The sequence below is a fragment of the Bacillus sp. GBSW19 genome (assembly GCF_002998655.1).
In the GTDB taxonomy this organism is placed as follows: domain Bacteria; phylum Bacillota; class Bacilli; order Bacillales; family Bacillaceae; genus Bacillus.
On record NZ_PVRF01000004.1, the window covers coordinates 44,259 to 65,842 of the forward strand.

At 43.7% G+C, this 21,584-nt stretch carries 21 protein-coding genes and 2 riboswitches; of the genes, 20 read left to right on the plus strand and 1 reads right to left on the minus strand.

Features of this window, described 5'->3' with window-relative positions; genetic code table 11:
• Positions 1-99: 99 nt before the first annotated feature.
• Together C6344_RS16690 and C6344_RS16695 are read left to right on the plus strand one after the other, a co-directional pair.
• Entirely contained in the window at positions 100-645 is a 546-nt protein-coding gene (locus tag C6344_RS16690; RefSeq protein ID WP_106061974.1) for a sigma-70 family RNA polymerase sigma factor, read from the plus strand.
• Positions 614-2,059, plus strand: coding sequence for a DUF4179 domain-containing protein (locus C6344_RS16695; protein ID WP_106073111.1), 1,446 nt, complete (start codon positions 614-616; stop codon positions 2,057-2,059). The genes C6344_RS16690 and C6344_RS16695 overlap by 32 nt, the downstream gene beginning before the upstream one ends.
• 18 nt (positions 2,060-2,077) lie before the next feature.
• On the opposite strand, the gene C6344_RS16700 is transcribed toward C6344_RS16695, so the two are convergent.
• Entirely contained in the window at positions 2,078-3,265 is a 1,188-nt protein-coding gene (locus C6344_RS16700; protein ID WP_106073112.1) for an MFS transporter, read from the minus strand.
• Between the two features lie 130 nt (positions 3,266-3,395).
• On the opposite strand from C6344_RS16700, the gene C6344_RS16705 reads away from it, so the two are divergent.
• The 18 genes from C6344_RS16705 to C6344_RS16795 all read left to right on the plus strand — a co-directional run bounded on the left by C6344_RS16705 (position 3,396) and on the right by C6344_RS16795 (position 21,569).
• Complete coding sequence (locus C6344_RS16705) at positions 3,396-4,292, plus strand: LysR family transcriptional regulator (protein ID WP_106073113.1); 897 nt, start codon at positions 3,396-3,398, stop codon at positions 4,290-4,292.
• Positions 4,293-4,407: 115 nt separating this feature from the next.
• Positions 4,408-4,509, plus strand: a riboswitch (purine riboswitch).
• 145 nt (positions 4,510-4,654) lie between these two features.
• Positions 4,655-5,980 carry an NCS2 family permease gene (locus C6344_RS16710; RefSeq protein ID WP_034664933.1) on the plus strand — a complete coding sequence of 442 codons (1,326 nt, stop codon included), beginning with the start codon at positions 4,655-4,657 and terminating at the stop codon, positions 5,978-5,980.
• Between the two features lie 379 nt (positions 5,981-6,359).
• Positions 6,360-7,160 carry a hypothetical protein gene (locus tag C6344_RS16720; protein WP_106073114.1) on the plus strand — a complete coding sequence of 267 codons (801 nt, stop codon included), beginning with the start codon at positions 6,360-6,362 and terminating at the stop codon, positions 7,158-7,160.
• Positions 7,161-7,362: 202 nt separating this feature from the next.
• Positions 7,363-7,917 carry a DUF2179 domain-containing protein gene (locus C6344_RS16725; RefSeq protein ID WP_024424505.1) on the plus strand — a complete coding sequence of 185 codons (555 nt, stop codon included), beginning with the start codon at positions 7,363-7,365 and terminating at the stop codon, positions 7,915-7,917.
• On the plus strand, positions 7,914-8,114 hold the full coding sequence (locus tag C6344_RS16730) for an NETI motif-containing protein (RefSeq protein WP_060595676.1): 201 nt from the start codon (positions 7,914-7,916) through the stop codon (positions 8,112-8,114). The genes C6344_RS16725 and C6344_RS16730 overlap by 4 nt, the downstream gene beginning before the upstream one ends.
• Before the next feature lie 79 nt (positions 8,115-8,193).
• A riboswitch (purine riboswitch) is annotated at positions 8,194-8,295 on the plus strand.
• 169 nt (positions 8,296-8,464) lie between these two features.
• Complete coding sequence (gene purE / locus C6344_RS16735) at positions 8,465-8,953, plus strand: 5-(carboxyamino)imidazole ribonucleotide mutase (protein WP_058015578.1); 489 nt, start codon at positions 8,465-8,467, stop codon at positions 8,951-8,953.
• Entirely contained in the window at positions 8,946-10,088 is a 1,143-nt protein-coding gene (gene purK / locus C6344_RS16740; protein ID WP_106073115.1) for a 5-(carboxyamino)imidazole ribonucleotide synthase, read from the plus strand. The genes purE and purK overlap by 8 nt, the downstream gene beginning before the upstream one ends.
• Positions 10,085-11,380 (plus strand): adenylosuccinate lyase, encoded by a 1,296-nt coding sequence (gene purB, locus C6344_RS16745; protein WP_034664786.1) that lies wholly within the window; start codon positions 10,085-10,087, stop codon positions 11,378-11,380. The genes purK and purB overlap by 4 nt, the downstream gene beginning before the upstream one ends.
• Before the next feature lie 72 nt (positions 11,381-11,452).
• Positions 11,453-12,175 (plus strand): phosphoribosylaminoimidazolesuccinocarboxamide synthase, encoded by a 723-nt coding sequence (gene purC, locus C6344_RS16750; protein ID WP_106073116.1) that lies wholly within the window; start codon positions 11,453-11,455, stop codon positions 12,173-12,175.
• A complete protein-coding gene (gene purS / locus C6344_RS16755; RefSeq protein WP_003214349.1) occupies positions 12,168-12,422 on the plus strand; it encodes a phosphoribosylformylglycinamidine synthase subunit PurS in 255 nt (84 codons plus the stop codon). The genes purC and purS overlap by 8 nt, the downstream gene beginning before the upstream one ends.
• A complete protein-coding gene (gene purQ / locus C6344_RS16760; RefSeq protein WP_066031226.1) occupies positions 12,419-13,102 on the plus strand; it encodes a phosphoribosylformylglycinamidine synthase subunit PurQ in 684 nt (227 codons plus the stop codon). The genes purS and purQ overlap by 4 nt, the downstream gene beginning before the upstream one ends.
• The gene (gene purL / locus C6344_RS16765; RefSeq protein WP_060595682.1) at positions 13,086-15,317 is read left to right on the plus strand and encodes a phosphoribosylformylglycinamidine synthase subunit PurL; all 2,232 of its coding nucleotides are present in this window, start codon (positions 13,086-13,088) and stop codon (positions 15,315-15,317) included. Before purQ ends, purL begins: the two co-directional genes overlap by 17 nt.
• Positions 15,293-16,723, plus strand: coding sequence for an amidophosphoribosyltransferase (gene purF / locus C6344_RS16770; RefSeq protein ID WP_034664775.1), 1,431 nt, complete (start codon positions 15,293-15,295; stop codon positions 16,721-16,723). Before purL ends, purF begins: the two co-directional genes overlap by 25 nt.
• Before the next feature lie 95 nt (positions 16,724-16,818).
• Positions 16,819-17,859, plus strand: a complete 1,041-nt coding sequence (gene purM, locus C6344_RS16775; RefSeq protein ID WP_066031224.1) for a phosphoribosylformylglycinamidine cyclo-ligase — start codon at positions 16,819-16,821, stop codon at positions 17,857-17,859.
• The gene (purN, locus tag C6344_RS16780) at positions 17,856-18,425 is read left to right on the plus strand and encodes a phosphoribosylglycinamide formyltransferase (protein ID WP_060595684.1); all 570 of its coding nucleotides are present in this window, start codon (positions 17,856-17,858) and stop codon (positions 18,423-18,425) included. Before purM ends, purN begins: the two co-directional genes overlap by 4 nt.
• 15 nt (positions 18,426-18,440) lie before the next feature.
• The gene (purH, locus tag C6344_RS16785) at positions 18,441-19,979 is read left to right on the plus strand and encodes a bifunctional phosphoribosylaminoimidazolecarboxamide formyltransferase/IMP cyclohydrolase (RefSeq protein ID WP_060595685.1); all 1,539 of its coding nucleotides are present in this window, start codon (positions 18,441-18,443) and stop codon (positions 19,977-19,979) included.
• A 12-nt stretch (positions 19,980-19,991) separates the two neighbouring features.
• Positions 19,992-21,266 carry a phosphoribosylamine--glycine ligase gene (purD, locus tag C6344_RS16790; RefSeq protein ID WP_106072533.1) on the plus strand — a complete coding sequence of 425 codons (1,275 nt, stop codon included), beginning with the start codon at positions 19,992-19,994 and terminating at the stop codon, positions 21,264-21,266.
• 111 nt (positions 21,267-21,377) lie between these two features.
• Positions 21,378-21,569 carry a hypothetical protein gene (locus C6344_RS16795; protein ID WP_106073117.1) on the plus strand — a complete coding sequence of 64 codons (192 nt, stop codon included), beginning with the start codon at positions 21,378-21,380 and terminating at the stop codon, positions 21,567-21,569.
• The last annotated feature ends 15 nt before the right edge of the window (positions 21,570-21,584 follow it).

Below are 21,584 nucleotides of genomic sequence, written 5' to 3' on the forward strand. Positions count from 1 at the left end.
TCTATTTTTGTCCGACATATGCTAAGTAAAAGAAATTTCCATTTGTTGAAACCGTTTGAGAGAAAGCTTGCTCTAACAGGTGTAGGAGGTGTGAGTGAGATGAAGCAAGTGCGTCTAATTAAAAAAGCACAAAAAGGGAATGTCCCGGCATTTGAGAAATTAATGCTGATGAATCAGGAGCGTTTATATAAAACGGCTTTTCTCTACACAAGAAATAAAGAGGATTCGTTAGATGCTGTTCAGGAGACGGTATTTAAAGCGTTTAAGCATCTATCTGGCTTGAAAGAACCAGCTTATTTTTCTAGCTGGCTGACTCGGATTTTGATTCATACGATTTTTGCGATGAAGAAAAAGCAGCAAGATGTTGTTCCGTTTGAACAGCAGCATGAAAACGTTGAGCGTCATGATTTTTTGGAAGACAAGCTTGATTTAAAACATGCACTTGATGTGTTAGACGAGCAATACCAACTCGTGATTCAGCTATTTTATTTTCAAGATTATTCGATTTCGATGATTTCTGAACAGATGGGTATGCCTGAAGGGACGGTCAAAACTCATTTGTATCGAGCAAGAAAGTTATTAAAGCAAACGTTGGAAAAGGAGGAGAATGTCGATGGAACGAAAAAAAATGAAAAAGCTCTATGATGAGATTGAAGTACCAATGGTTGAAGTAACCTCAGCGATTCGTCAAGCCATTGGAGATGTGAAAGCGGAAAAGAAAAGACGTTGGTTCACATGGAATTGGAGAACGCCAATCTACTCTGTCATCGTACTTATCGTCCTTTATTTTTCATCAGGCTTCCTTTTTCCTTCTCTTAATACAGCGATGGCACGTGTCCCGATTATTGGGCAGTTTTATATGATGTTTCACGATAAAGTAGGAATGTCTCTTTTTCAGAGTGATATGGTGAAGCATGTTAATGAGGGGGCTGAATCAAGAGGGGTTACTGTGAAAGTAAACAGTGTATACTATGATGCCGGGCGGCTTGTTTATACGTTTACGGTGGAGAATTTCCATACAAAAGAAGAATTTGTATCGTTCAGAGTGAATGCAGAAAAAATCGATGGAAACTTCCAACTAAATTATGATAAAACAGAATTGAAAAAATTAAAAGATGGCCGCTATGTTGGACAGACGGAAGTCTATACAAATGGACAAACGATCAAACAAGGTCAGCAAGTGCCACTTGTCATTTCGAAGATAGGGGATATTGTAGGGAATTGGCGCTTCAAGTTACCTGTGGTAAAGCAAAAAACCACTTTATTATCGGGACAAAAAGACGTGTCTATTTTAGATGGGCGTTATCAAATAAGGAATGTAAAGGTAGAAAATGGAGTGAAAGGCTCTGCTATTCAATATGCCATTGATTATAATGGTTTTGCCAAAGATGATAGAGTCAGTATAGATGGAATGAAGGATAATTTAGGGAATGAGTATGAGCTTGAGATTGGAACCGTTTTAAGAAAAAAACAACTGACTTCTGACAAAACTAGAAAAGATCATTTGACGATTTTGAATCAACCGATTAATCCAAAGGCGACTGAATTGACATTTTACACGGATGTGAGAAACGAACGAGAATACAGCCACATTATTCCTCTTCAGACAAAGCTGCCTGTTCAGTTCAAAACAAAACACCATGGCATCGGAATCAAAATCAATAAGATAGAGCAAAAAGACCGATCTGTGATTGTTGATTATCAATTTACTGGAGTAGATCAAAAAGAATTAGATCAGGATTTGATGGAGAATATAGGTGAATTCATTGGATTAGGCGATGTTGAAAAGATGAAATCATGGCCCGATCCACAAGCAGACTATGAAAGCGGATATTACTTGAAGGGGAACCATGCGAAGGTGACGAATTTAAAGACAGCTTCCATGCAATCCACCTTTGAATTTGATGATAAGAATCTAGAGACTTTATCATTAAACCATTTTTCTTTTAAAGAATATGGGCTTTACCTTGATTTGTCAGAACTGAATATGTTGGCGCCACAGAAAGCGATAAAGGTAACCATTCCAGTCAAAAAAGAAACATCAAAAGCTAGTCGATAAATAAGAGAGCGAACATGGTTATGCATGTTCGCTTTTTGTCTGTTGATGCACCAGTCGATTACGATTGAACGAGTACCGAATCAACATGAATGCAACAAAACTGGCTAAACCGCCAATCCAGCTTAAGTTCGTGACATTTGTATATTGTATAATCACACCGCCGATTGACGATCCGAGCATCATGCCGATATTCATAATCGCTGTATTAAAACTCAGCACGGTTTCTGATGCTTGGGGTTTTAGAGAGATGAGGTAAAACTGCTTCGCTGGAGTTGTCGTCCATGTAGCGATGCCCCATATGGCTAGTGTGATCAAGACACTAATTGTAGAGAATTGCGTAAAAAATAAGGCAAAGAGAGCGAACATCTGGATCATGATGCTGATCGAGATGGTTCGGTTTGGTCCCCATTGATCAACGGCGAAGCCGCCAAAGCGTGAGCCGATAAAAGCAGAAATGCCTAAGACGAGCAAGGCCATGCTTGTCATTTCAAGTGAAAAGCCGGCGGTCTGTCGCAATAAAGGAGAGATATAAGCAAAGACCATCGTGTAGCCTAAGATCCAAAAGACGGTCGTTGCTAAGCCGCTGATCACTCTGCGGTCTTGAAGAATGTGTAATTGCTGCTTTAATGGCAGATGTGAATGTCCCTCTATGCGTGGCAGCAATTGATAAAGAAGCAAGAAGAGACAAGCAGTACCTAGTGCAATGATGAGAAAAATATAGTGCCAATCCACGTGACCTGATAGAAATGTTCCAATCGGCACACCAAGTACGAGTGAAACAGTGAATCCAGTGATGACAGTCGCCATTGCGCTTCCCTTTTTTTCTGGCGGGGCGATCTGCGCTGCATAATTCGTGGCGACGACAATATATAAACCGCCGCTCATGGCCATGATGACACGAGATAGCAGGAGCAGCACAAAATGATGGCTGAAAAAGGCGAGCATATTGCCTAAAATAAACACAAAAATAGCCGCTAACAAAACCTTTTTTCGGTTCAATTTCGATGTTGCCATGACTAAAAAGAGAGCGCCTACTGCATAAAATAGAGAGTAAACGGTGATAAGCTGCCCGGCAGCAGGAATGGAGATGTGTAAATCAACTGCAATTATATCTAGAATGCCAGACACGACGAATTCTGAAGTGCCTGTGACAAATGAACCGACAGCTAAAAGAATAATCAATAGCTGATGAGATGTGTTTTTCATTTTTGAACCCTTCCTTCATTTTGATACGTTTTTGAACCCTTCCTTCATTTTGATACGTTGTATTTAGTTTAAATTCCGTGCTAACATAAGTAAAATTGATGTTTTTCATGAAGGAGATGAGTGAATACTCATGAGCTTTGTTCGCTTTGATATTATTGCAAAAGTGGTCGAGCTTGGCAGTTTTACCGCAGCAGCTGAAGCATTAAATATGACGCAGTCCGCGGTGAGTCATGCAGTGGCGAGTTTAGAAACGGAGTGGGGTGTGTCTTTATTCATTCGCGACCGAAAAAAGGGCATTATGCTGACAGACATCGGTCAAACCCTTCTCCCGCATATTAGAGAAGTGTTAAATAGGGTGGAGAAGATTCAGCAGGAAATTGCGTTAACGAAAAATATCGAAACGGGCTTGATTCGTATCGGAACATTTGCCAGTGCATCTGCTTGTTTATTGCCTAAGCTGCTTGTGAGCTATCAGAAAAAGCATCCGAAAATCGAATTTAAATTTTATGAGGGAACGTATGAAGAAATATTAGAGTGGCTGGACTCTGGCATCATTGATGTTGGTTTTGTTGTGAAAGGCCATGCAGATGAAGCCTTCGACTTGCTGCCGCTGATCAAAGATGAGATGGTGGTCGCCTATCATCCAAATCATCGATTTCACCGGCAGTCCATTGTAGATATCACAGATTTGGCGGATGAACCGTTTATTATGCCGACTGGCATGTATCAATCACATGTAGAGGATATTTTTGCTGAGGCTCAATTGAAGCCAGCTACTTTATTTGAAGTACACGATTGTACGACCATTGCTCGTATGGTTGGGGAAGGGCTTGGTGTCACAATAGGTCCTGAGCTGTTTTTAAAAACGCAGCAGCTTGTGCACATTCGACAGTTGAATGTCTCTCATCACCGCGAGGTTTCGCTCGCCTGTCCTTCTCTCTCCCAAGCTTCTCCGGCAGTGAAAGAGTTTTTCCATGTGGCCGAAACGGTTTTTGTAAAAGAGAAGGATTTAGAGAAGGGTGTATAAAGAACTAGATGTGATTTTCCAAATTCGTGTAATAAGACGAATGAAGCGGACATTTCTTTGAAAATTGTTCGCTTTTCGTATTGTGTTTTAAAAATGAAGTTGGTACAATAGACACAGAAATCAAATAGATAGAAGTCGTATAATCGCGGGGATATGGCCCGCAAGTTTCTACCAAGCTACCGTAAATGGCTTGACTACGTCAATTCACACTCGTTTGATATAAATCATGCATTGTTCTTGTTTTATGTCACGGTCTGAATTCACACTTGTAGTCAAGCGTCCCAAAACTGTTGGGGCGTTTTTTATTTGACTTGTGAATGGGACAGACTAAAGCAAAAGGACATGAAGGGAGTCAGTTGGCTTTGAAACAGTTTTTTCAGTTTGATGAGTTAGGAACGAATTACCGCAGAGAAATCATCGGTGGTTTAACCACATTTTTGTCGATGGCTTACATTTTGTTTGTCAATCCGATCACACTTGCTTTAGTGTCTGTACCGGATTTTCCAGATAAATTACGAATTGATCAGGGCGCTGTCTTTACAGCGACGGCGTTAGCCTCTGCCGCAGGGTGTATTCTGATGGGGTTGATTGCCAGGTATCCGATTGCAATTGCACCAGGTATGGGTTTGAATGCCTTCTTCGCCTTCTCGGTTGTTCTTGGCATGGGCATCACATGGGAAGCAGCACTTTCTGGTGTGTTTGTTTCAGGATTGATCTTTGTTGCCCTTTCTTTAACAGGTTTCCGTGAAAAAATCATCAATGCCATTCCGGCTGAGCTGAAGCTGGCGGTTGGTGCGGGTATTGGCTTGTTCATTACGTTTGTCGGTCTGCAAGGCTCTGGCATTATCGCCAATAATGATAATACGCTCGTTTCGATTGGAAACATTCACAGTGGTCCTGTCTTATTAACGGTGTTTGGTATCGTTGTGACCGTCATTTTAATGGTTCTTCGAGTGAATGCAGGTGTCTTCATCGGGATGCTTGTGACAGCTATTGCAGGAATGATTGTTGGTCTTGTCCCAGTACCGACGCAAATTGTGGGAAGTATTCCAAGCTTATCTCCAACCTTTGGACAAGCCTTGATTCATTTGCCAGAAATCTTCTCGATTCAAATGCTTGTCGTGATTTTAACGTTCTTATTCGTTGGGTTCTTTGATACAGCAGGAACGCTTGTGGCTGTTGCAACCCAAGCTGGTTTAATGAAAAATAATGAGCTGCCGCGTGCAGGAAGAGCACTTCTGGCGGATTCATCTTCAATCGTTGTAGGTTCTGTCCTTGGAACATCGACGACAACGTCTTATGTTGAATCCAGCTCTGGTGTAGCTGCTGGTGCGCGATCTGGATTTGCAGCTGTCGTAACGGGTATTTTCTTCTTGCTTGCGATGTTCTTCTCGCCGCTATTATCCATCGTTACATCGAATGTGACAGCACCTGCTTTAATCATTGTCGGTGCACTGATGGTGGCTCCGCTTGCGAAGATTGCCTGGGATCGTTTTGAAATTGCAGTACCAGCCTTCTTAACGATGATTATGATGCCACTCACATACAGTATTGCAACAGGGATTGCGGTTGGCTTTATTTTCTACCCGATTACGATGATCTTTAAAGGGAAAGCCAAAGAAGTACATCCGATTATGTACGGATTGTTTGTGATCTTTATTCTCTACTTTGCTTTCTTAAATCATTAATTGTTGACAAAGGGTTAAAATGATCTTTATTTTAACCCTTTGTCTTCTTTTTTCAGTGTGATAGAAAACCTTTGCAGTCTAGAAAGGACGAGCACTGACGCGGAGCGAATTTGACATTCGTGAGCATCAGCGCGCAGGACTGACAAAGAATGCGAGGGTTTGTCTACACGCTGAAGCAGTAGCTCATGGAAGCTGCTGTTTTTTTGTTTTGTCTAATTTTCTTACCATTTTAAAACCTCTGCTGCCCTTTATCCGTCTATTCGTATGAACGTCAAGGAATCTTGACTGAACAGAGAGACTCCGCTACTTTAAGAGGAGTCATCCGAACAGGACATTCGTATGAGCCTGTTTGGATTGTGCTGGATAGGAGTTGATATGAATGTTAGAAAAAGATCAAGAGCAAAGTACATCAGACTTAAAAAATGAAGAGCCATCAATAGATCAAGAAACGAGGCAATCCCGCCTCAGCAGAAGTGCCGCAAAACGTGGAAGAACCTCGAAAGCAAAAGCAGCAGCGGCTGATGAGCGTTCTGCCATTCAGCGTATGCTGCAAGGTGTAGGAGGCGCGTTTAAGCGCTATGGCTCATATGGACTTGCGATGTTAAAATCACCGAGCCGGGCCATCAATCAAGCGGAAACATTACGGATGAAGTACGCCTGGATCTCGATTGTGTTATTCAGCGTGTTTTTTGCTTTAGGCAACTATGTTCAATTAAAGGCGTCAAAGACCCGTTTATTAGGCTTTGGCATTCATTACTCTTTTGGTGACGCCTTTTTGAGGGTAGCGGTCTTTACACTCATCCTGTTGACATTGATGATGCTTACCGTCTGGTTACTCGGAAAGTACATGCTAAAAGGAAACATATCACTGAAAGAAGTGATCATGAAGTTTGGTGCCGCCCTTGTGCCGGTTTTGGTTTTATCCATCCTTTGGCTTGTATTTGCCATGATGAATATTCCATATGTGACGGTCATTTTATCTGTGATGATGTTTTTTGGTCTCCAGCTGATTGCGGTCGTACTCTTTCGCTCGATTCAATCAGAGCATGAAGCGGTGCGCGGTGATTTGATGTATGCGGGCTGGATCTTTTTATTGGTGGAGCTTGTCATCATTGCACTACTCTGGAGCATTGTCGGAGAGTATTTGATTCCATCACTTGTTCCTGTTCGATTTGGATAAACACACTGAAAGCCTCCTTTTTTGAAAAAGGAGGTTTTCATGTTGAGAAGAGGAAAAAACGGGTAAACTCTTGGTAACAAAGACCACCTTTGTTGTCGAAAGATATATGTGTTTTTCTCGCGCAAATTTGATTGTATCAAGGTATGTTCTCTAGTAGAATATGGGGTGCTTTATTTGATTTTTAGTGCAGGGGGTTCGAATCGTGCTTCAACAACTTTTATCCAATGCGTTCACCATGGTTTTGATCATTTTAGTGATTAATATTGTCTATGTTTCTTTTTCCACTATGCGTTTGATTTTAACAATGAAAGGCAGACGGTACGCAGCTGCTTTTGCTGGTACGATTGAAATGCTTATTTATGTCATTGGGTTAAGTATCGTACTTGATAACTTAGATCAAATACAAAATGTCATTGCGTATGCGCTAGGTTATGGGATGGGAATCATTGTCGGGATGAAAATTGAAGAGAAGCTGGCACTTGGCTACACAACTGTTAACGTGATCACAAAAGAATTGGATGTCGATCTCCCAAGACAATTGAGAGAAAAAGGATATGGTGTCACCAGCTGGGTAGCAGGCGGTCTTGAAGGAGACCGGACAGCATTGCAAATTTTAACACCGAGAAAATATGAACTGCAATTATATGAAACGATTAAAACGCTGGATTCAAAGGCGTTTATCATTTCGTATGAGCCCAAATCGATTCACGGCGGCTTCTGGGTGAAGGCTGTGAAGAAAAGGAGAATTAAAGAATGACCGCAAAACCAAAGAAGAAGAAATTCTATGTGGAAGACAACATGTCGATCGATCAAGTGTTGTCCCAGATGGCAGCGGAAGGCTACTCGCCTGTCCGACGAATGGAGGAGCCGATTTTTCAAGAAAAGAAGGAAAATGGGTCGATTCAGATCATTCCGATTGGGAAAAAAATCGTATTTGAAGGAAAAATAGTCTAAATCCGAACATTAAAACGACGACTTCGTAGATTGTTCGATAAATCCGTTGACATCATGAACATCCGTTGTTAAGATAAACATGAATTCAAAACACGAACCTCATATAATCTTGGGAATATGGCCCATAAGTTTCTACCCAGTTACCGTAAATGACTGGACTATGCAGGATAGTGAACAAAACTGACATGGCGTTTCAAAAGCGAACAGCGCTTACCATGGCCCGGTTTGTGTTGCTTCCTAACAATGCAATGCAAATCGGGCCTTTTTGTTCGGCGTTTGGCAAGCTGCTTAGGTTTGGGAAGCGTGTCAAACGATACAAAATCGAATATCAGCTTAAAGGTGGGGACAAAATGAAGCCGCTTGTAGGTGTCATCATGGGAAGTACATCTGATTGGGAAACAATGAAAAATGCGTGCGATATCTTAGAGGAATTAGACATTCCGTATGAAAAACAGGTGGTATCCGCACATCGGACACCTGACTTGATGTTTGAATATGCGGCAGAAGCAAGAGGTAAAGGACTAAAAGTCATCATTGCCGGTGCTGGAGGCGCAGCACATTTACCGGGGATGGTCGCAGCAAAAACGACACTGCCGGTCATTGGTGTGCCCGTACAATCAAAAGCACTAAATGGGCTGGATTCCTTATTATCCATCGTTCAAATGCCAGGCGGTGTACCGGTTGCTACAGTGGCGATTGGCAAAGCCGGTGCAACAAATGCAGGGCTTCTTGCCGCGCAAATGATTTCAGCATTTGATGAAACAATCGCTGCTCGCCTTGAAGAAAGAAGAGAGCAAACAAAACAGACTGTACTAGAAAGCAGTGATCAGCTTGGCTAAGCAGACCATTTTTCCAAACGCAACCATCGGTATTATCGGCGGAGGACAGCTTGGCAGATATATGGCCGTCAGCGCAAAACAAATGGGATACCGGGCAGCTGTGTTAGATCCAGTCGCACAATCTCCTTGTGGACAGGTTGCTGATACAGAAATCACAGCTGCATATAGTGACCTCGAAGCGATTCGACAGCTGGCAGAAATCAGCGATGTCGTGACATATGAATTTGAAAATATTGATTATGATGCACTTAATCAATTGAAGGAAGAAGCCAATTTACCGCAAGGAAGTGAACTTCTTCTTTTAACTCAAAATCGTGAAACGGAGAAAAAAGGGATTGTAGACGCAGGCTGTGAAGTCGCGCCTTATCGCATCATTCATGATGAAAAAGAGCTGGAAGACGCAGTGGCCGTGCTTGGTTTGCCAGCCGTTCTGAAAACGTGCAGAGGCGGCTACGACGGAAAAGGGCAGTATGTGATCAAGGAAAAAGGACAGCTTCATGAAGCAGCAGCATTGCTCACACATGGAACTTGTATTTTAGAAAGCTGGGTCCCATTTCAAATGGAGCTCTCGGTGATCGTCACTCGTTCTATTCATGGGGAGATTGCGGTATTCCCAGTCGCTGAGAACATTCATAAGCATAACATTTTGTTCCAAAGCATTGTGCCTGCAAGGGTAGAGGAACGTATTCAGGAGAAGGCAAAAGAGCTGGCAACGACACTGGCTGAAAAGCTGGGGCTAGTCGGTACACTTGCTGTAGAACTGTTCCTGACAAACGAGGGAGAGCTGCTCGTCAATGAACTGGCGCCTCGCCCGCATAATTCTGGTCATTATACGCTCGATTTATGTGAGACGAGTCAGTTTGAACAGCACGTTCGCGCGATATGTGGTTTGCCGCTTGGCGGTACAGCCCTTTTATCAGAGGGCATGATGGTGAACTTATTAGGCGATGAAGTAGACATTCCAAAAGAGCATCCTGAGCTTCTCAAAGAAGCGAAACTTTATCTATATGGAAAGCATGAAGTAAAAGCCGGCCGCAAAATGGGTCACATGACATTTATGAAACAGCTTGATGATGAATGGATGACAAACATGACAAAGATATGGACTGAAAGAGATGGAGGAAACGGGAAATGATCGAACGTTACGCACGACCAGAAATGTCAGCAATCTGGACAGAGGAAAACAAATTTAATGCATGGCTTGAAGTAGAAATTCTCGCTTGTGAAGCTTGGGCAGAGCTTGGTGTCATTCCGAAAGAAGACGTTGTGACTATGCGTAAGAATGCAAGCTTTGATATTGATCGTATTCTAGAGATTGAACAAGACACGCGCCATGACGTGGTTGCCTTTACGCGTGCTGTATCTGAATCTCTAGGAGAAGAAAGAAAGTGGGTTCATTACGGGTTAACATCTACAGACGTAGTGGATACGGCGCTTTCATATCTATTAAAACAGGCGAACGATATCTTGCTCAAGGACATTGAGAGATTTGTTGACATCCTAAAAGAAAAAGCAAAAGAGCACAAATATACCGTCATGATGGGCCGTACACATGGTGTACACGCTGAACCGACAACATTTGGCCTGAAGCTTGGTCTTTGGTACGAAGAAATGAAGCGTAACCTAGAACGTTTTAAACAAGCAAAAGCTGGCATCGAATACGGCAAAATTTCTGGAGCTGTTGGCACATATGCGAACATCGACCCGTTTGTTGAGCAATATGTATGTGAGAAACTTGGCATCAAAGCTGCACCAATTTCCACCCAAACCTTGCAGCGTGATCGCCATGCAGATTACATGGCTACTCTTGCGCTCGTCGCAACAAGCATTGAGAAATTTGCTGTTGAAATTCGTGGACTTCAAAAGAGTGAAACACGTGAAGTAGAAGAGTTCTTCGCAAAAGGACAAAAAGGATCATCAGCGATGCCGCATAAACGCAACCCAATCGGCTCTGAAAATATGACGGGAATTGCCCGCGTCATCCGTGGATATATGCTGACAGCTTATGAAAATGTACCGCTTTGGCATGAGCGTGATATTTCTCATTCCTCTGCTGAGCGCATCATTTTACCAGATGCAACGATTGCACTGAACTATATGCTGAACCGTTTCTCAAACATCGTGAAGAACTTGACGGTCTTCCCTGAGAACATGAAACGCAACATGGACCGCACACTTGGCTTGATTTATTCACAGCGCGTTCTTCTTGCATTAATCGATACAGGCATGGCACGTGAAGAGGCATATGATACGGTTCAGCCAAAGGCAATGGAAGCGTGGGAGAAGCAAGTACCATTCCGTTCATTAGTAGAAGCGGAAGAGAAAATCACATCACGCTTAACACCTGAACAAATCGCTGACTGCTTCGATTACAACTATCATTTGAAAAATGTCGATATGATTTTCGAACGTCTAGGTCTTGCGTAAGAAAAGGGCCGCCTGCTTGTCAGGTGCCCAATCCTGAAAATTGCCAACATTCAAATTAGGAGGCCAACCTGAATGACTGTGAAACAAGAACTTCTCTACGAAGGCAAAGCGAAAAAAATCTATCAGACCGATGACGAGCATATTTTATATGTCGAATATAAAGACTCAGCGACAGCATTTAACGGCGAAAAGAAAGCTGAAATCGAAGGCAAAGGCAGACTGAATAACGAAATTTCGAGCTTAATCTTTCAAATGCTGCATGAGAAAGGGATCAACAATCACTTTGTGAAACGAATCTCTGAAACAGAACAGCTCATTCAAAAGGTGCAGATTGTTCCGCTTGAAGTGGTTGTACGAAATGTAGTGGCAGGCAGTATGTCAAAGCGCCTTGGCATTCCAGAGGGAACAAAACTGGATACACCATTAATCGAGTTTTACTACAAAGATGATGCACTCGGCGATCCGCTCATTACAGAAGATCATATTCGCATTTTACATGCAGCGACACCAGAACAGGTCGAGGAAATGAAACAGATCACAAGACAAGTGAATGAAGAGTTAAAGCAAATCTTCTCAGACTGCCATGTAAATTTAATTGATTTCAAGCTTGAATTCGGAATAGATCACGAGAATCGTATTTTGCTAGCTGATGAGATTTCACCTGATACGTGCAGGCTTTGGGACAAAGATACAAACGAAAAGCTTGATAAAGACGTGTTCAGACGAAACCTGGGCGGCTTAACGAATGCATACGAAGAAATTTTCAAAAGACTTGGAGGCCATAAACATGTATAAAGTGAAAATTTTTGTCAGCTTAAAAGAGAGCGTTCTTGATCCACAAGGAAGTGCCGTGCAGCACGCCTTGCACAGCATGTCTTATCAGGAAGTAAAGGATGTCCGTATCGGAAAATACATGGAGCTTGTCATTGAAAAATCAGATCGTGATTTAGACACAGTCGTCAAAGAAATGTGTGAAAAATTACTGGCCAACACGGTGATTGAAGATTACCGCTATGAGGTGGAGGAGGTTGTCGCACAGTGAAGTTTGCAGTGATCGTCTTGCCTGGCTCTAACTGTGATATCGATATGTACCATGCGATTCAAGATGAGTTAGGTGAACAAGTTGAATATGTATGGCACGACGAAACGAGTCTAGACGGATTTGACGGTGTACTCGTACCAGGCGGTTTCTCTTATGGGGATTACTTAAGATGTGGTGCGATTGCTCGCTTTTCAAACATCATGCCGGCGGTGAAAAAAGCAGCTGCGGAAGGAAAGCCTGTTCTTGGTGTTTGTAACGGGTTCCAAATTCTTCAGGAGCTTGGCATTCTTCCGGGTGCGATGAGACGAAATAAAGACTTGAAATTTATCTGTCGTCCAGTTGAACTCATTGTAGAGAACAACGAAACGCAATTTACAAGCGGCTATCAAAAAGGCGAATCCATTTCGGTTCCTGTAGCGCACGGTGAAGGCAACTTCTACTGTGATGAAGACACTTTAGCAAAGCTTATTGAAAATAACCAAATCGCTTTCACTTACGGAGACGATATTAACGGCAGTGTCAATCGAATTGCAGGTATTACGAATGAAGAGGGCAATGTACTCGGCATGATGCCGCACCCTGAGCGCGCGGTGGATACATTACTAGGCAGCGCAGACGGACTTAAATTGTTTCAATCTATCGTGAAAAATTGGAGGGACACTCATGTCACTACTGCTTGAACCAAGTCACAAGCAAATTAAAGAAGAGAAATTGTATCAGCAAATGGGATTGAGTGATGAAGAATTCGCTTTAATCGAATCCATTATTGGCAGGCTGCCAAACTACACAGAAACGGGTATTTTTTCTGTCATGTGGTCAGAGCATTGCAGTTATAAAAACTCAAAGCCTGTTTTAAGCAAATTCCCGACAAAAGGAGAGCATGTTCTTCAAGGTCCTGGGGAAGGCGCTGGAATCGTTGATATTGGAGACAACCAAGCGGTTGTATTTAAAATCGAATCACATAACCATCCATCTGCGATTGAACCGTATCAAGGAGCGGCAACAGGTGTCGGCGGAATTATCCGTGATGTATTCTCCATGGGTGCGCGTCCAATTGCTGTACTAAACTCTCTTCGTTTTGGTGAATTGACTTCACCGCGCGTGAAGTACTTGTTTGAAGAAGTAGTGGCAGGGATCGCAGGCTATGGAAACTGTATCGGAATTCCTACAGTCGGCGGAGAAGTTCATTTTGATCAAAGCTATGAAGGCAATCCGCTTGTGAATGCGATGTGTGTTGGATTAATCAACCATGAGGACATCAAAAAAGGGCAGGCCAAAGGTGTCGGCAACACGGTGATGTACGTTGGTGCTAAAACGGGACGTGACGGTATTCACGGTGCAACATTTGCGTCTGAAGAATTTTCTGATGAATCAGAAGAAAAACGTTCAGCGGTTCAAGTCGGCGATCCGTTCATGGAAAAGCTGCTGCTTGAAGCGTGCCTTGAAGTCATCAAAAACGATGCGCTCGTTGGGATTCAAGATATGGGAGCGGCTGGCTTAACAAGCTCAAGCGCGGAAATGGCAAGTAAAGCAGGTTCTGGAATCGAGATGAATCTAGATCTCATTCCGCAGCGTGAAACAGGTATGTCGGCATACGAAATGATGCTGTCTGAATCGCAGGAAAGAATGCTGCTGGTCATTGAAAAAGGCCGCGAACAAGAAATCATTGATATTTTCGAAAAATACGATCTTGAAGCGGTATCAGTCGGTCATGTGACAGACGATAAAATGCTTCGTTTACTCCATCAAGGTGAAGTCGTATGTGAGCTTCCTGTTGACGCTCTTGCAGAAGAAGCTCCGGTTTATCACAAGCCATCAAGTGAGCCTGCATACTATCGTGAGTTTTTAGAAACAAAAGTTGAAGCTCCAGCCATCACAGATGCAGCCGAAACGTTAAAGCAGCTCCTTCAGCAGCCAACAATTGCAAGTAAAGAATGGGTTTATGATCAATACGACTACATGGTTCGGACAAATACGGTTGTTGCACCAGGCTCTGATGCGGGCGTACTAAGAATCCGCGGAACGAAAAAAGCCCTAGCAATGACAACAGATTGTAACGCACGTTATCTCTACCTTGATCCAGAGGTTGGCGGGAAAATCGCCGTCGCTGAAGCAGCACGTAACATTGTCTGCTCAGGCGCGCGTCCGCTAGCAGTGACAGATAACCTGAACTTCGGTAACCCGGAGAAACCAGAAATTTTCTGGCAAATAGAAAAGTCAGCTGACGGTATTAGCGAAGCATGCCGCACGCTAAGCACACCAGTTATCGGTGGGAACGTCTCTTTATATAACGAATCAAATGGAACAGCGATTTACCCAACTCCAGTTATTGGAATGGTTGGATTGGTTGAAGATACTGCTCATATTACGACTCAATCGTTCCAGCAGGCTGGCGATGTGATTTTCGTCATTGGTGAGACGAAGGAAGAATTCGCAGGCAGTGAGCTTCAAAAGATGACAGAAGGCCGTATTTACGGAAAAGCACCAGACATTGATTTGGATGTAGAGCTGACGCGTCAAGAAGCTCTGCTAGCCGCGATTCAAAACGGTCTCGTTCAATCAGCACACGATGTATCTGAAGGCGGACTAGGTGTAGCACTTGCTGAAAGTACATTTGGAACAGACGGTCTTGGCGCTGATATCCAAATCGATTTAAACAGCGAAGCTTCCTTATTCAGTGAAACACAGTCACGTTTTGTTGTCACAGTGAGACCAGAGCACCGCGAAGCGTTTGCTGCGGCTGTCAAAGATGCGAAAGAAGTCGGAACGGTTACAAATGATGGTATATTTACTGTCAAAAATCAAGAAGGACAACAATGGATTCATGCAGCGGTCAACGAGCTTGAACGTGCATGGAAAGGAGCGATCCCATGCTTGCTGAAATCAGAGGCTTAAATGAAGAGTGTGGTGTCTTTGGGGTTTGGGGACACGAAGAAGCCCCGCAAATCACATATTACGGATTGCATAGCCTTCAGCACCGAGGACAAGAAGGTGCGGGAATCATTGCAACAGATGGTGAGAACCTGACATCACACAAAGGCCTTGGACTGATTACGGAAGTCTTTCAAAACGGTGAGCTAAAGGATTTGAAAGGAAAAGGGGCGATCGGACACGTTCGGTATGCGACAGCAGGCGGAGGCGGCTTTGAAAATGTGCAGCCCCTCTTCTTCCGCTCGCAAAACAACGGCAGTCTTGCCCTTGCTCATAATGGAAACTTAGTGAATGCAACGCAGTTAAAGCAGCAGCTAGAGAACCAAGGGAGCATTTTCCAGACCTCTTCTGATACCGAAGTGCTGGCTCATTTAATTAAGCGCAGCGGGCATATTGAATTAAAAGAGCAGATCAAAAATGCGCTGTCCATGCTGAAAGGAGCATATGCTTTCTTAATCATGACGGAAACAGAAATGATCGTGGCGCTTGATCCGAACGGCTTACGCCCGCTTTCACTTGGTATGCTTGGAGATGCTTATGTTGTCGCTTCTGAAACATGTGCATTTGATGTCGTTGGCGCTACGTATTTACGTGATGTGGAGCCTGGCGAAATGCTGATCATTAATGATGAAGGCTTGAAATCTGAGCGCTTCTCGATGAACATAAACCGCAGCATGTGCAGCATGGAATACATTTATTTCTCAAGACCTGACAGCAATATCAACGGCATCAATGTGCATAGTGCGAGAAAGAATCTTGGCAAAAAGCTTGCCGAAGAAGCGCATGTCGAAGCAGATGTTGTGACAGGTGTACCAGATTCCAGTATTTCTGCAGCGATTGGATATGCCGAAGCAACAGGTATTCCGTATGAGCTCGGTTTGATTAAAAACCGTTATGTTGGCCGGACGTTTATCCAGCCGTCTCAAGCATTGCGTGAGCAGGGCGTACGGATGAAGCTGTCTGCTGTGCGCGGGGTTGTCGAAGGAAAACGTGTCGTGATGGTGGATGATTCCATCGTACGCGGTACAACGAGCCGCAGAATTGTCACGATGCTAAGAGAAGCGGGTGCGACGGAAGTCCATGTACGCATTAGTTCACCGCCAATTGCACACCCATGTTTTTATGGAATTGATACATCCACACACGAAGAGCTGATTGCTTCTTCTCATTCAGTGGAAGAGATTAGACAGGAAATCGGTGCAGACTCCATTGCATTTTTATCTGTAGACGGTTTAATGGACGGGATTGGCAGGAAGTATGATGATCCGCAGCGCGGTCAGTGTTTAGCATGCTTTACTGGGAAATACCCGACTGAAATTTATGAAGATACGGTTCTTCCGCATGTGAAGGAAACGGTCCTGACGAAATAATCGAATAAAGGAGCAGCAGTCAAGATGAGTTGATATGCTGCTCTTTCATTCTGCCGAAAATACATGGAAAGCAGCAGCTAAAAGGAGTGAATGGGATGTCAGAAGCATATAAAAACGCCGGTGTCGACATCGAAGCAGGGTATGAAGCCGTCAAACGAATGAAAACACACGTAGAACGTACAAAACGAGCAGGTGTCATGGGCGCTCTAGGTGGATTTGGCGGTATGTTTGATCTATCTGAGCTGCCATATAAAAAGCCTGTTCTTGTTTCAGGAACAGATGGTGTCGGAACGAAATTAAAGCTTGCCTTTTTAATGGATAAACACGATACGATCGGCGTCGATGCCGTGGCCATGTGTGTCAACGATGTGCTTGCACAAGGGGCAGAACCGCTCTTTTTCTTAGATTACTTAGCCGTTGGAAAAGCAGATCCGCTAAAAATTGAATCCATTGTCAAAGGGGTGGCTGACGGCTGTGAGCAGTCTGGTTCAGCACTTGTCGGCGGTGAGACAGCCGAAATGCCGGGTCTTTACACAGAAGAAGAATATGATATTGCTGGTTTTTCGGTAGGTGTCGTTGAAAAGAATGAAATCGTGACAGGAGACAGCATCAAAGAGGGACATTTGCTCATTGGACTGAGCTCAAGCGGAATTCATAGCAATGGCTACTCTCTCGTTCGTAAAGTTTTGCTGGAAGACGCTGGTCTTGATCTGCACCAAACGTATGAACCTTTTACAAGACCGCTTGGAGAAGAGCTTCTTGAACCGACAAAAATTTATGTGAAGCCCGTTCTCAAACAAGTGAAAGCCGGCAAAGTTGACGGCATGGCACATGTGACAGGCGGCGGCTTTATCGAGAATTTACCACGTATGCTGCCTGAAGGTCTTGGCGTTGAGATTGATAACGGCTCATGGCCAGTACCACCAATTTTCTCTTTTATTCAAGAAAAGGGTCAGTTGAAGGCAGAAGAGATGTTCAACGTGTTTAATATGGGCATTGGCTTTGTCTTAGCTGTAAAAGAGGACGATCTTGTGGATGTGATTAGTGAACTTGAACAAGATGGAGAGAAAGCATTTCTCATCGGTCGTGTTCAAAAAGGAGAAGGTGTCACATTCGGCGGTGGAAGCCTCTCATGAAGAAGTTTGCGATCTTCGCCTCTGGAAGCGGGACGAACTTTCAAGCCATTATAGATACGTTAAAAGAAGAACAGTGGCAGGCAGAGGCCGCCATTGTGATTTGTGATAAACCGGGTGCGAAGGTGCTGGAGCGTGCTGAGAAAGAGGGCATTGCCTCCTTTGCTTTTACCCCGAAGGCTTTTCCGAATAAAGCCGCTTTTGAACAAACGATCATCGAACAGCTTAGGCTTCATGAAGTAGAATGGGTTTTCCTTGCTGGGTATATGAGACTGATCGGTCCGACATTACTTGAAGCGTATAGAGGGAAAATCGTGAATATTCACCCATCTTTGCTGCCAGCCTTCCCAGGTCTTGATGCCATCGGACAAGCCTATCAAGCAGGTGTCAAAGTGGCAGGCATCACTGTCCATTTTGTCGATGAAGGGATGGATACAGGTCCGATTATTGATCAAGCCGCGATTTATATTGAACAAGGCGAAGAGCTTGCATCGATTGAAAAAAGAATGCATGAACTAGAACACACACTATATCCAAAAGTGATCAAATCACTTTTAGAATTATCTTAATGAGGTGACGAAGGCATGACGATCAAACGCGCATTAATCAGTGTTTCCGATAAAACGAATCTAGTACCTTTTGTGAAAGAATTAACAGAACTTGGTGTTGAAGTGATTTCAACTGGAGGTACACATAAGCTTCTTCAAGAGAATGGCATTGATGTCATTGGGATTTCTGAAGTCACTGGATTCCCTGAAATCATGGACGGACGACTCAAAACACTTCACCCAAACATTCATGGTGGATTATTGGCAGTGAGAGAAAACGATGAGCATATGGCACAGATTGAAAAGCATGGCATTCAGCCGATTGATCTTGTTGTCGTGAATCTCTATCCTTTCAAAGAGACGATCTCAAAAGACGATGTAACGTATGAAGAAGCGATTGAAAACATTGATATTGGCGGACCGGGAATGCTTCGTGCGGCATCGAAAAACCACCAAGACGTCACAGTGATTGTCGATCCTCGTGATTATGGTACAGTCGTTCAGCAAATCAAAGAAGGCGGCGTGTCACTTGAGAAAAAACGTGAGCTTGCGGCGAAGGTATTCCGTCATACAGCTGCTTACGATGCCCTCATTGCAGATTATTTAACGAACTTTGTTGGCGAAACAGAGCCAGAGCAGTTCACCGTCACGTTTGAGAAAAAACAATCCCTTCGTTATGGAGAAAACCCGCACCAAGCGGCGACTTTCTATGAAAATGCTCTTCCAAGCAAAGGCTCTTTGGCTACTGCAACGCAATTACATGGAAAAGAACTTTCTTATAACAATATCAAAGATGCAGATGCAGCTCTTCAAATCGTACGTGAATTTACGGAGCCAGCGGCTGTGGCTGTAAAACATATGAATCCGTGCGGCGTTGGTACAGGAGAAACGATTGCTGAAGCCTTTGACCGTGCATTCAAAGCAGATGAAACCTCTATTTTTGGCGGCATTGTGGCGCTTAACCGTGAAGTAGACAAACAAACGGCTGACGTGCTGCATACGATTTTCTTAGAAATCGTCATCGCCCCATCTTTTAGTCAAGAAGCACTTGACGTGTTAACAGCGAAAAAGAATCTTCGTCTATTAACACTAGATGTAGAAGCGAATCTTGAGAAAAAAGAAAAGCAGCTGACAAGTGTCCATGGCGGACTGCTCGTGCAGGATATTGATACGTATGGCTTAGAGGAAGCAACGATCTCTATTCCAACGAAAAGAGAACCTACAGAAGACGAATGGAAAGACTTAAAGCTTGCATGGAAAGTCGTCAAGCATGTGAAATCAAATGCCATTGTCCTCGCGAAGGATCAAATGACAGCAGGTATCGGCGCTGGTCAGATGAACCGTGTGGGCTCAGCGAACATTGCGATTGAACAAGCAGGTGAAAAAGCGAAAGGAAGCGCACTAGGCTCTGATGCATTCTTCCCAATGGGCGATACAGTGGAAGCTGCTGCGAAGGCAGGCGTCACAGCGATCATTCAACCAGGCGGTTCCATTCGTGATGAAGAATCGATTCAAAAGGCAGATGAATACGGCATCGCCATGGTCTTCACTGGCGTTAGACATTTCAAACATTAAGGGGATGACAGTGTGAACGTATTAATTATCGGCAGAGGCGGAAGAGAGCATACCATCGCATGGAAAGTGAAGCAAAGTGAACTTGTCAGCCAAGTATTTGTCGCACCCGGCAATGATGGAATGACAGATGCTGCGAAGCTTGTCCCAATCGATGAAGGTAATCATGAGGCATTAATTCGTTTTGCAAAAGATAATGAAATCGACTTAACGATTGTCGGCCCAGAGGTTCCTTTAATTGCAGGTGTAGTGGATGCATTTGAAGAGGCAGATCTAAAGGTATTTGGACCAAATGCAAAAGCTGCGGTTATTGAGGGCTCAAAGGAATTTGCAAAAGACTTAATGAAAAACTATGATATCCCGACCGCCGCTTACGCTACCTTCACATCGTTTGAAGAAGCGAAGGCTTATGTGGAAGAAAAGGGTGCGCCAATTGTCATTAAAGCAGACGGTCTTGCAGCAGGAAAAGGCGTGACAGTCGCTATGACACTTGAAGAGGCGATCAACTGTCTGCACGACTTTTTGGAAGATGAAAAGTTTGGCGATGCGAGTGCATCTGTCGTCATCGAGGAATTTTTAACAGGCGAGGAATTTTCACTGATGGCCTTTGTCAATGGAGAAAAGGTGTATCCAATGGTGATCGCGCAGGATCACAAACGGGCATTCGAAGATGACAAAGGGCCGAATACCGGCGGGATGGGGGCTTATTCGCCAGTTCCGCAAATTTCAGAAGAAGTCGTCCAAAAAGCGGTGGAATATGTCGTCAAACCGGCGGCTCGCGCAATGGTGCAGGAAGAGCGTCCGTTTACAGGCATTTTATATGCAGGCTTAATGCTGACACCAGAAGGCTCAAAAGTCATTGAGTTCAACGCACGCTTTGGTGATCCTGAAACGCAGGTGGTTCTCCCTCGTCTTGAATCAGATCTAGTTCAAGTCTTCCTCGACATTCTGGACGGAAAAGATGTGGACTTACAGTGGAAAGACACTGCGGCTGTCAGTGTAGTCCTAGCATCAGAGGGATACCCAGAGGACTACGCAAAAGGCACACCGATTGGTGCTTTGCAAACAACGGTGTCTGATGTCGTGACCTTCCACGCAGGAACAAAAAAAGAAAACGATCAATTTGTCACAAATGGCGGCCGTGTAGTTAATGTAACCGCATTTGACGATACATTTGAAGCGGCAAGATCAAGAGTGTATGAAGCGGTTGAAGAAATCACTCAACCAGGTCTATTTTACCGCCGTGACATTGGCGCCCGTGCACTGAAGGCTGCGGGGAAATCCGTTTAATTAAAACACCTTTCTATCTGTCCAGATGGAAAGGTGTTTTTTGTTCGTGAGAAGGGATGCCGATTGAATATGAAGAAGTAATATGGGATCACGAGTTGATGGGGAGTCAGTATGATCATTCAAGGAATCATTCTATTTGCAATCGTATTACTTATTTTATTTGTCGTGTTCTCAAATCTCATCATGAATGAAGCAAGAAAGCAAAACAAAGTCAAAAAGAGATCAGCCATGATGTATATGAGCATGTCTATATTGGTGAGTATGGCGATTGTCTCATCCATTTGGAAATTATTTATTAACTGATTCATAAGAGAGGAA

What these genes read in the sequence shown, in the direction of transcription:
- C6344_RS16690 (WP_106061974.1), top strand. Translation starts at nt 100, where the DNA reads ATGAAGCAAGTGCGTCTAATTAAAAAAGCACAAAAAGGGAATGTCCCG.
- C6344_RS16695 (WP_106073111.1), top strand. Translation starts at nt 614, where the DNA reads ATGGAACGAAAAAAAATGAAAAAGCTCTATGATGAGATTGAAGTACCA.
- C6344_RS16700 (WP_106073112.1), bottom strand. Translation starts at nt 3,265, where the DNA reads ATGAAAAACACATCTCATCAGCTATTGATTATTCTTTTAGCTGTCGGT.
- C6344_RS16705 (WP_106073113.1), top strand. Translation starts at nt 3,396, where the DNA reads ATGAGCTTTGTTCGCTTTGATATTATTGCAAAAGTGGTCGAGCTTGGC.
- C6344_RS16720 (WP_106073114.1), top strand. Translation starts at nt 6,360, where the DNA reads ATGTTAGAAAAAGATCAAGAGCAAAGTACATCAGACTTAAAAAATGAA.
- C6344_RS16730 (WP_060595676.1), top strand. Translation starts at nt 7,914, where the DNA reads ATGACCGCAAAACCAAAGAAGAAGAAATTCTATGTGGAAGACAACATG.
- purE (WP_058015578.1), top strand. Translation starts at nt 8,465, where the DNA reads ATGAAGCCGCTTGTAGGTGTCATCATGGGAAGTACATCTGATTGGGAA.
- purB (WP_034664786.1), top strand. Translation starts at nt 10,085, where the DNA reads ATGATCGAACGTTACGCACGACCAGAAATGTCAGCAATCTGGACAGAG.
- purC (WP_106073116.1), top strand. Translation starts at nt 11,453, where the DNA reads ATGACTGTGAAACAAGAACTTCTCTACGAAGGCAAAGCGAAAAAAATC.
- purS (WP_003214349.1), top strand. Translation starts at nt 12,168, where the DNA reads ATGTATAAAGTGAAAATTTTTGTCAGCTTAAAAGAGAGCGTTCTTGAT.
- purL (WP_060595682.1), top strand. Translation starts at nt 13,086, where the DNA reads ATGTCACTACTGCTTGAACCAAGTCACAAGCAAATTAAAGAAGAGAAA.
- purF (WP_034664775.1), top strand. Translation starts at nt 15,293, where the DNA reads ATGCTTGCTGAAATCAGAGGCTTAAATGAAGAGTGTGGTGTCTTTGGG.
- purM (WP_066031224.1), top strand. Translation starts at nt 16,819, where the DNA reads ATGTCAGAAGCATATAAAAACGCCGGTGTCGACATCGAAGCAGGGTAT.
- purN (WP_060595684.1), top strand. Translation starts at nt 17,856, where the DNA reads ATGAAGAAGTTTGCGATCTTCGCCTCTGGAAGCGGGACGAACTTTCAA.
- purH (WP_060595685.1), top strand. Translation starts at nt 18,441, where the DNA reads ATGACGATCAAACGCGCATTAATCAGTGTTTCCGATAAAACGAATCTA.
- C6344_RS16795 (WP_106073117.1), top strand. Translation starts at nt 21,378, where the DNA reads ATGATCATTCAAGGAATCATTCTATTTGCAATCGTATTACTTATTTTA.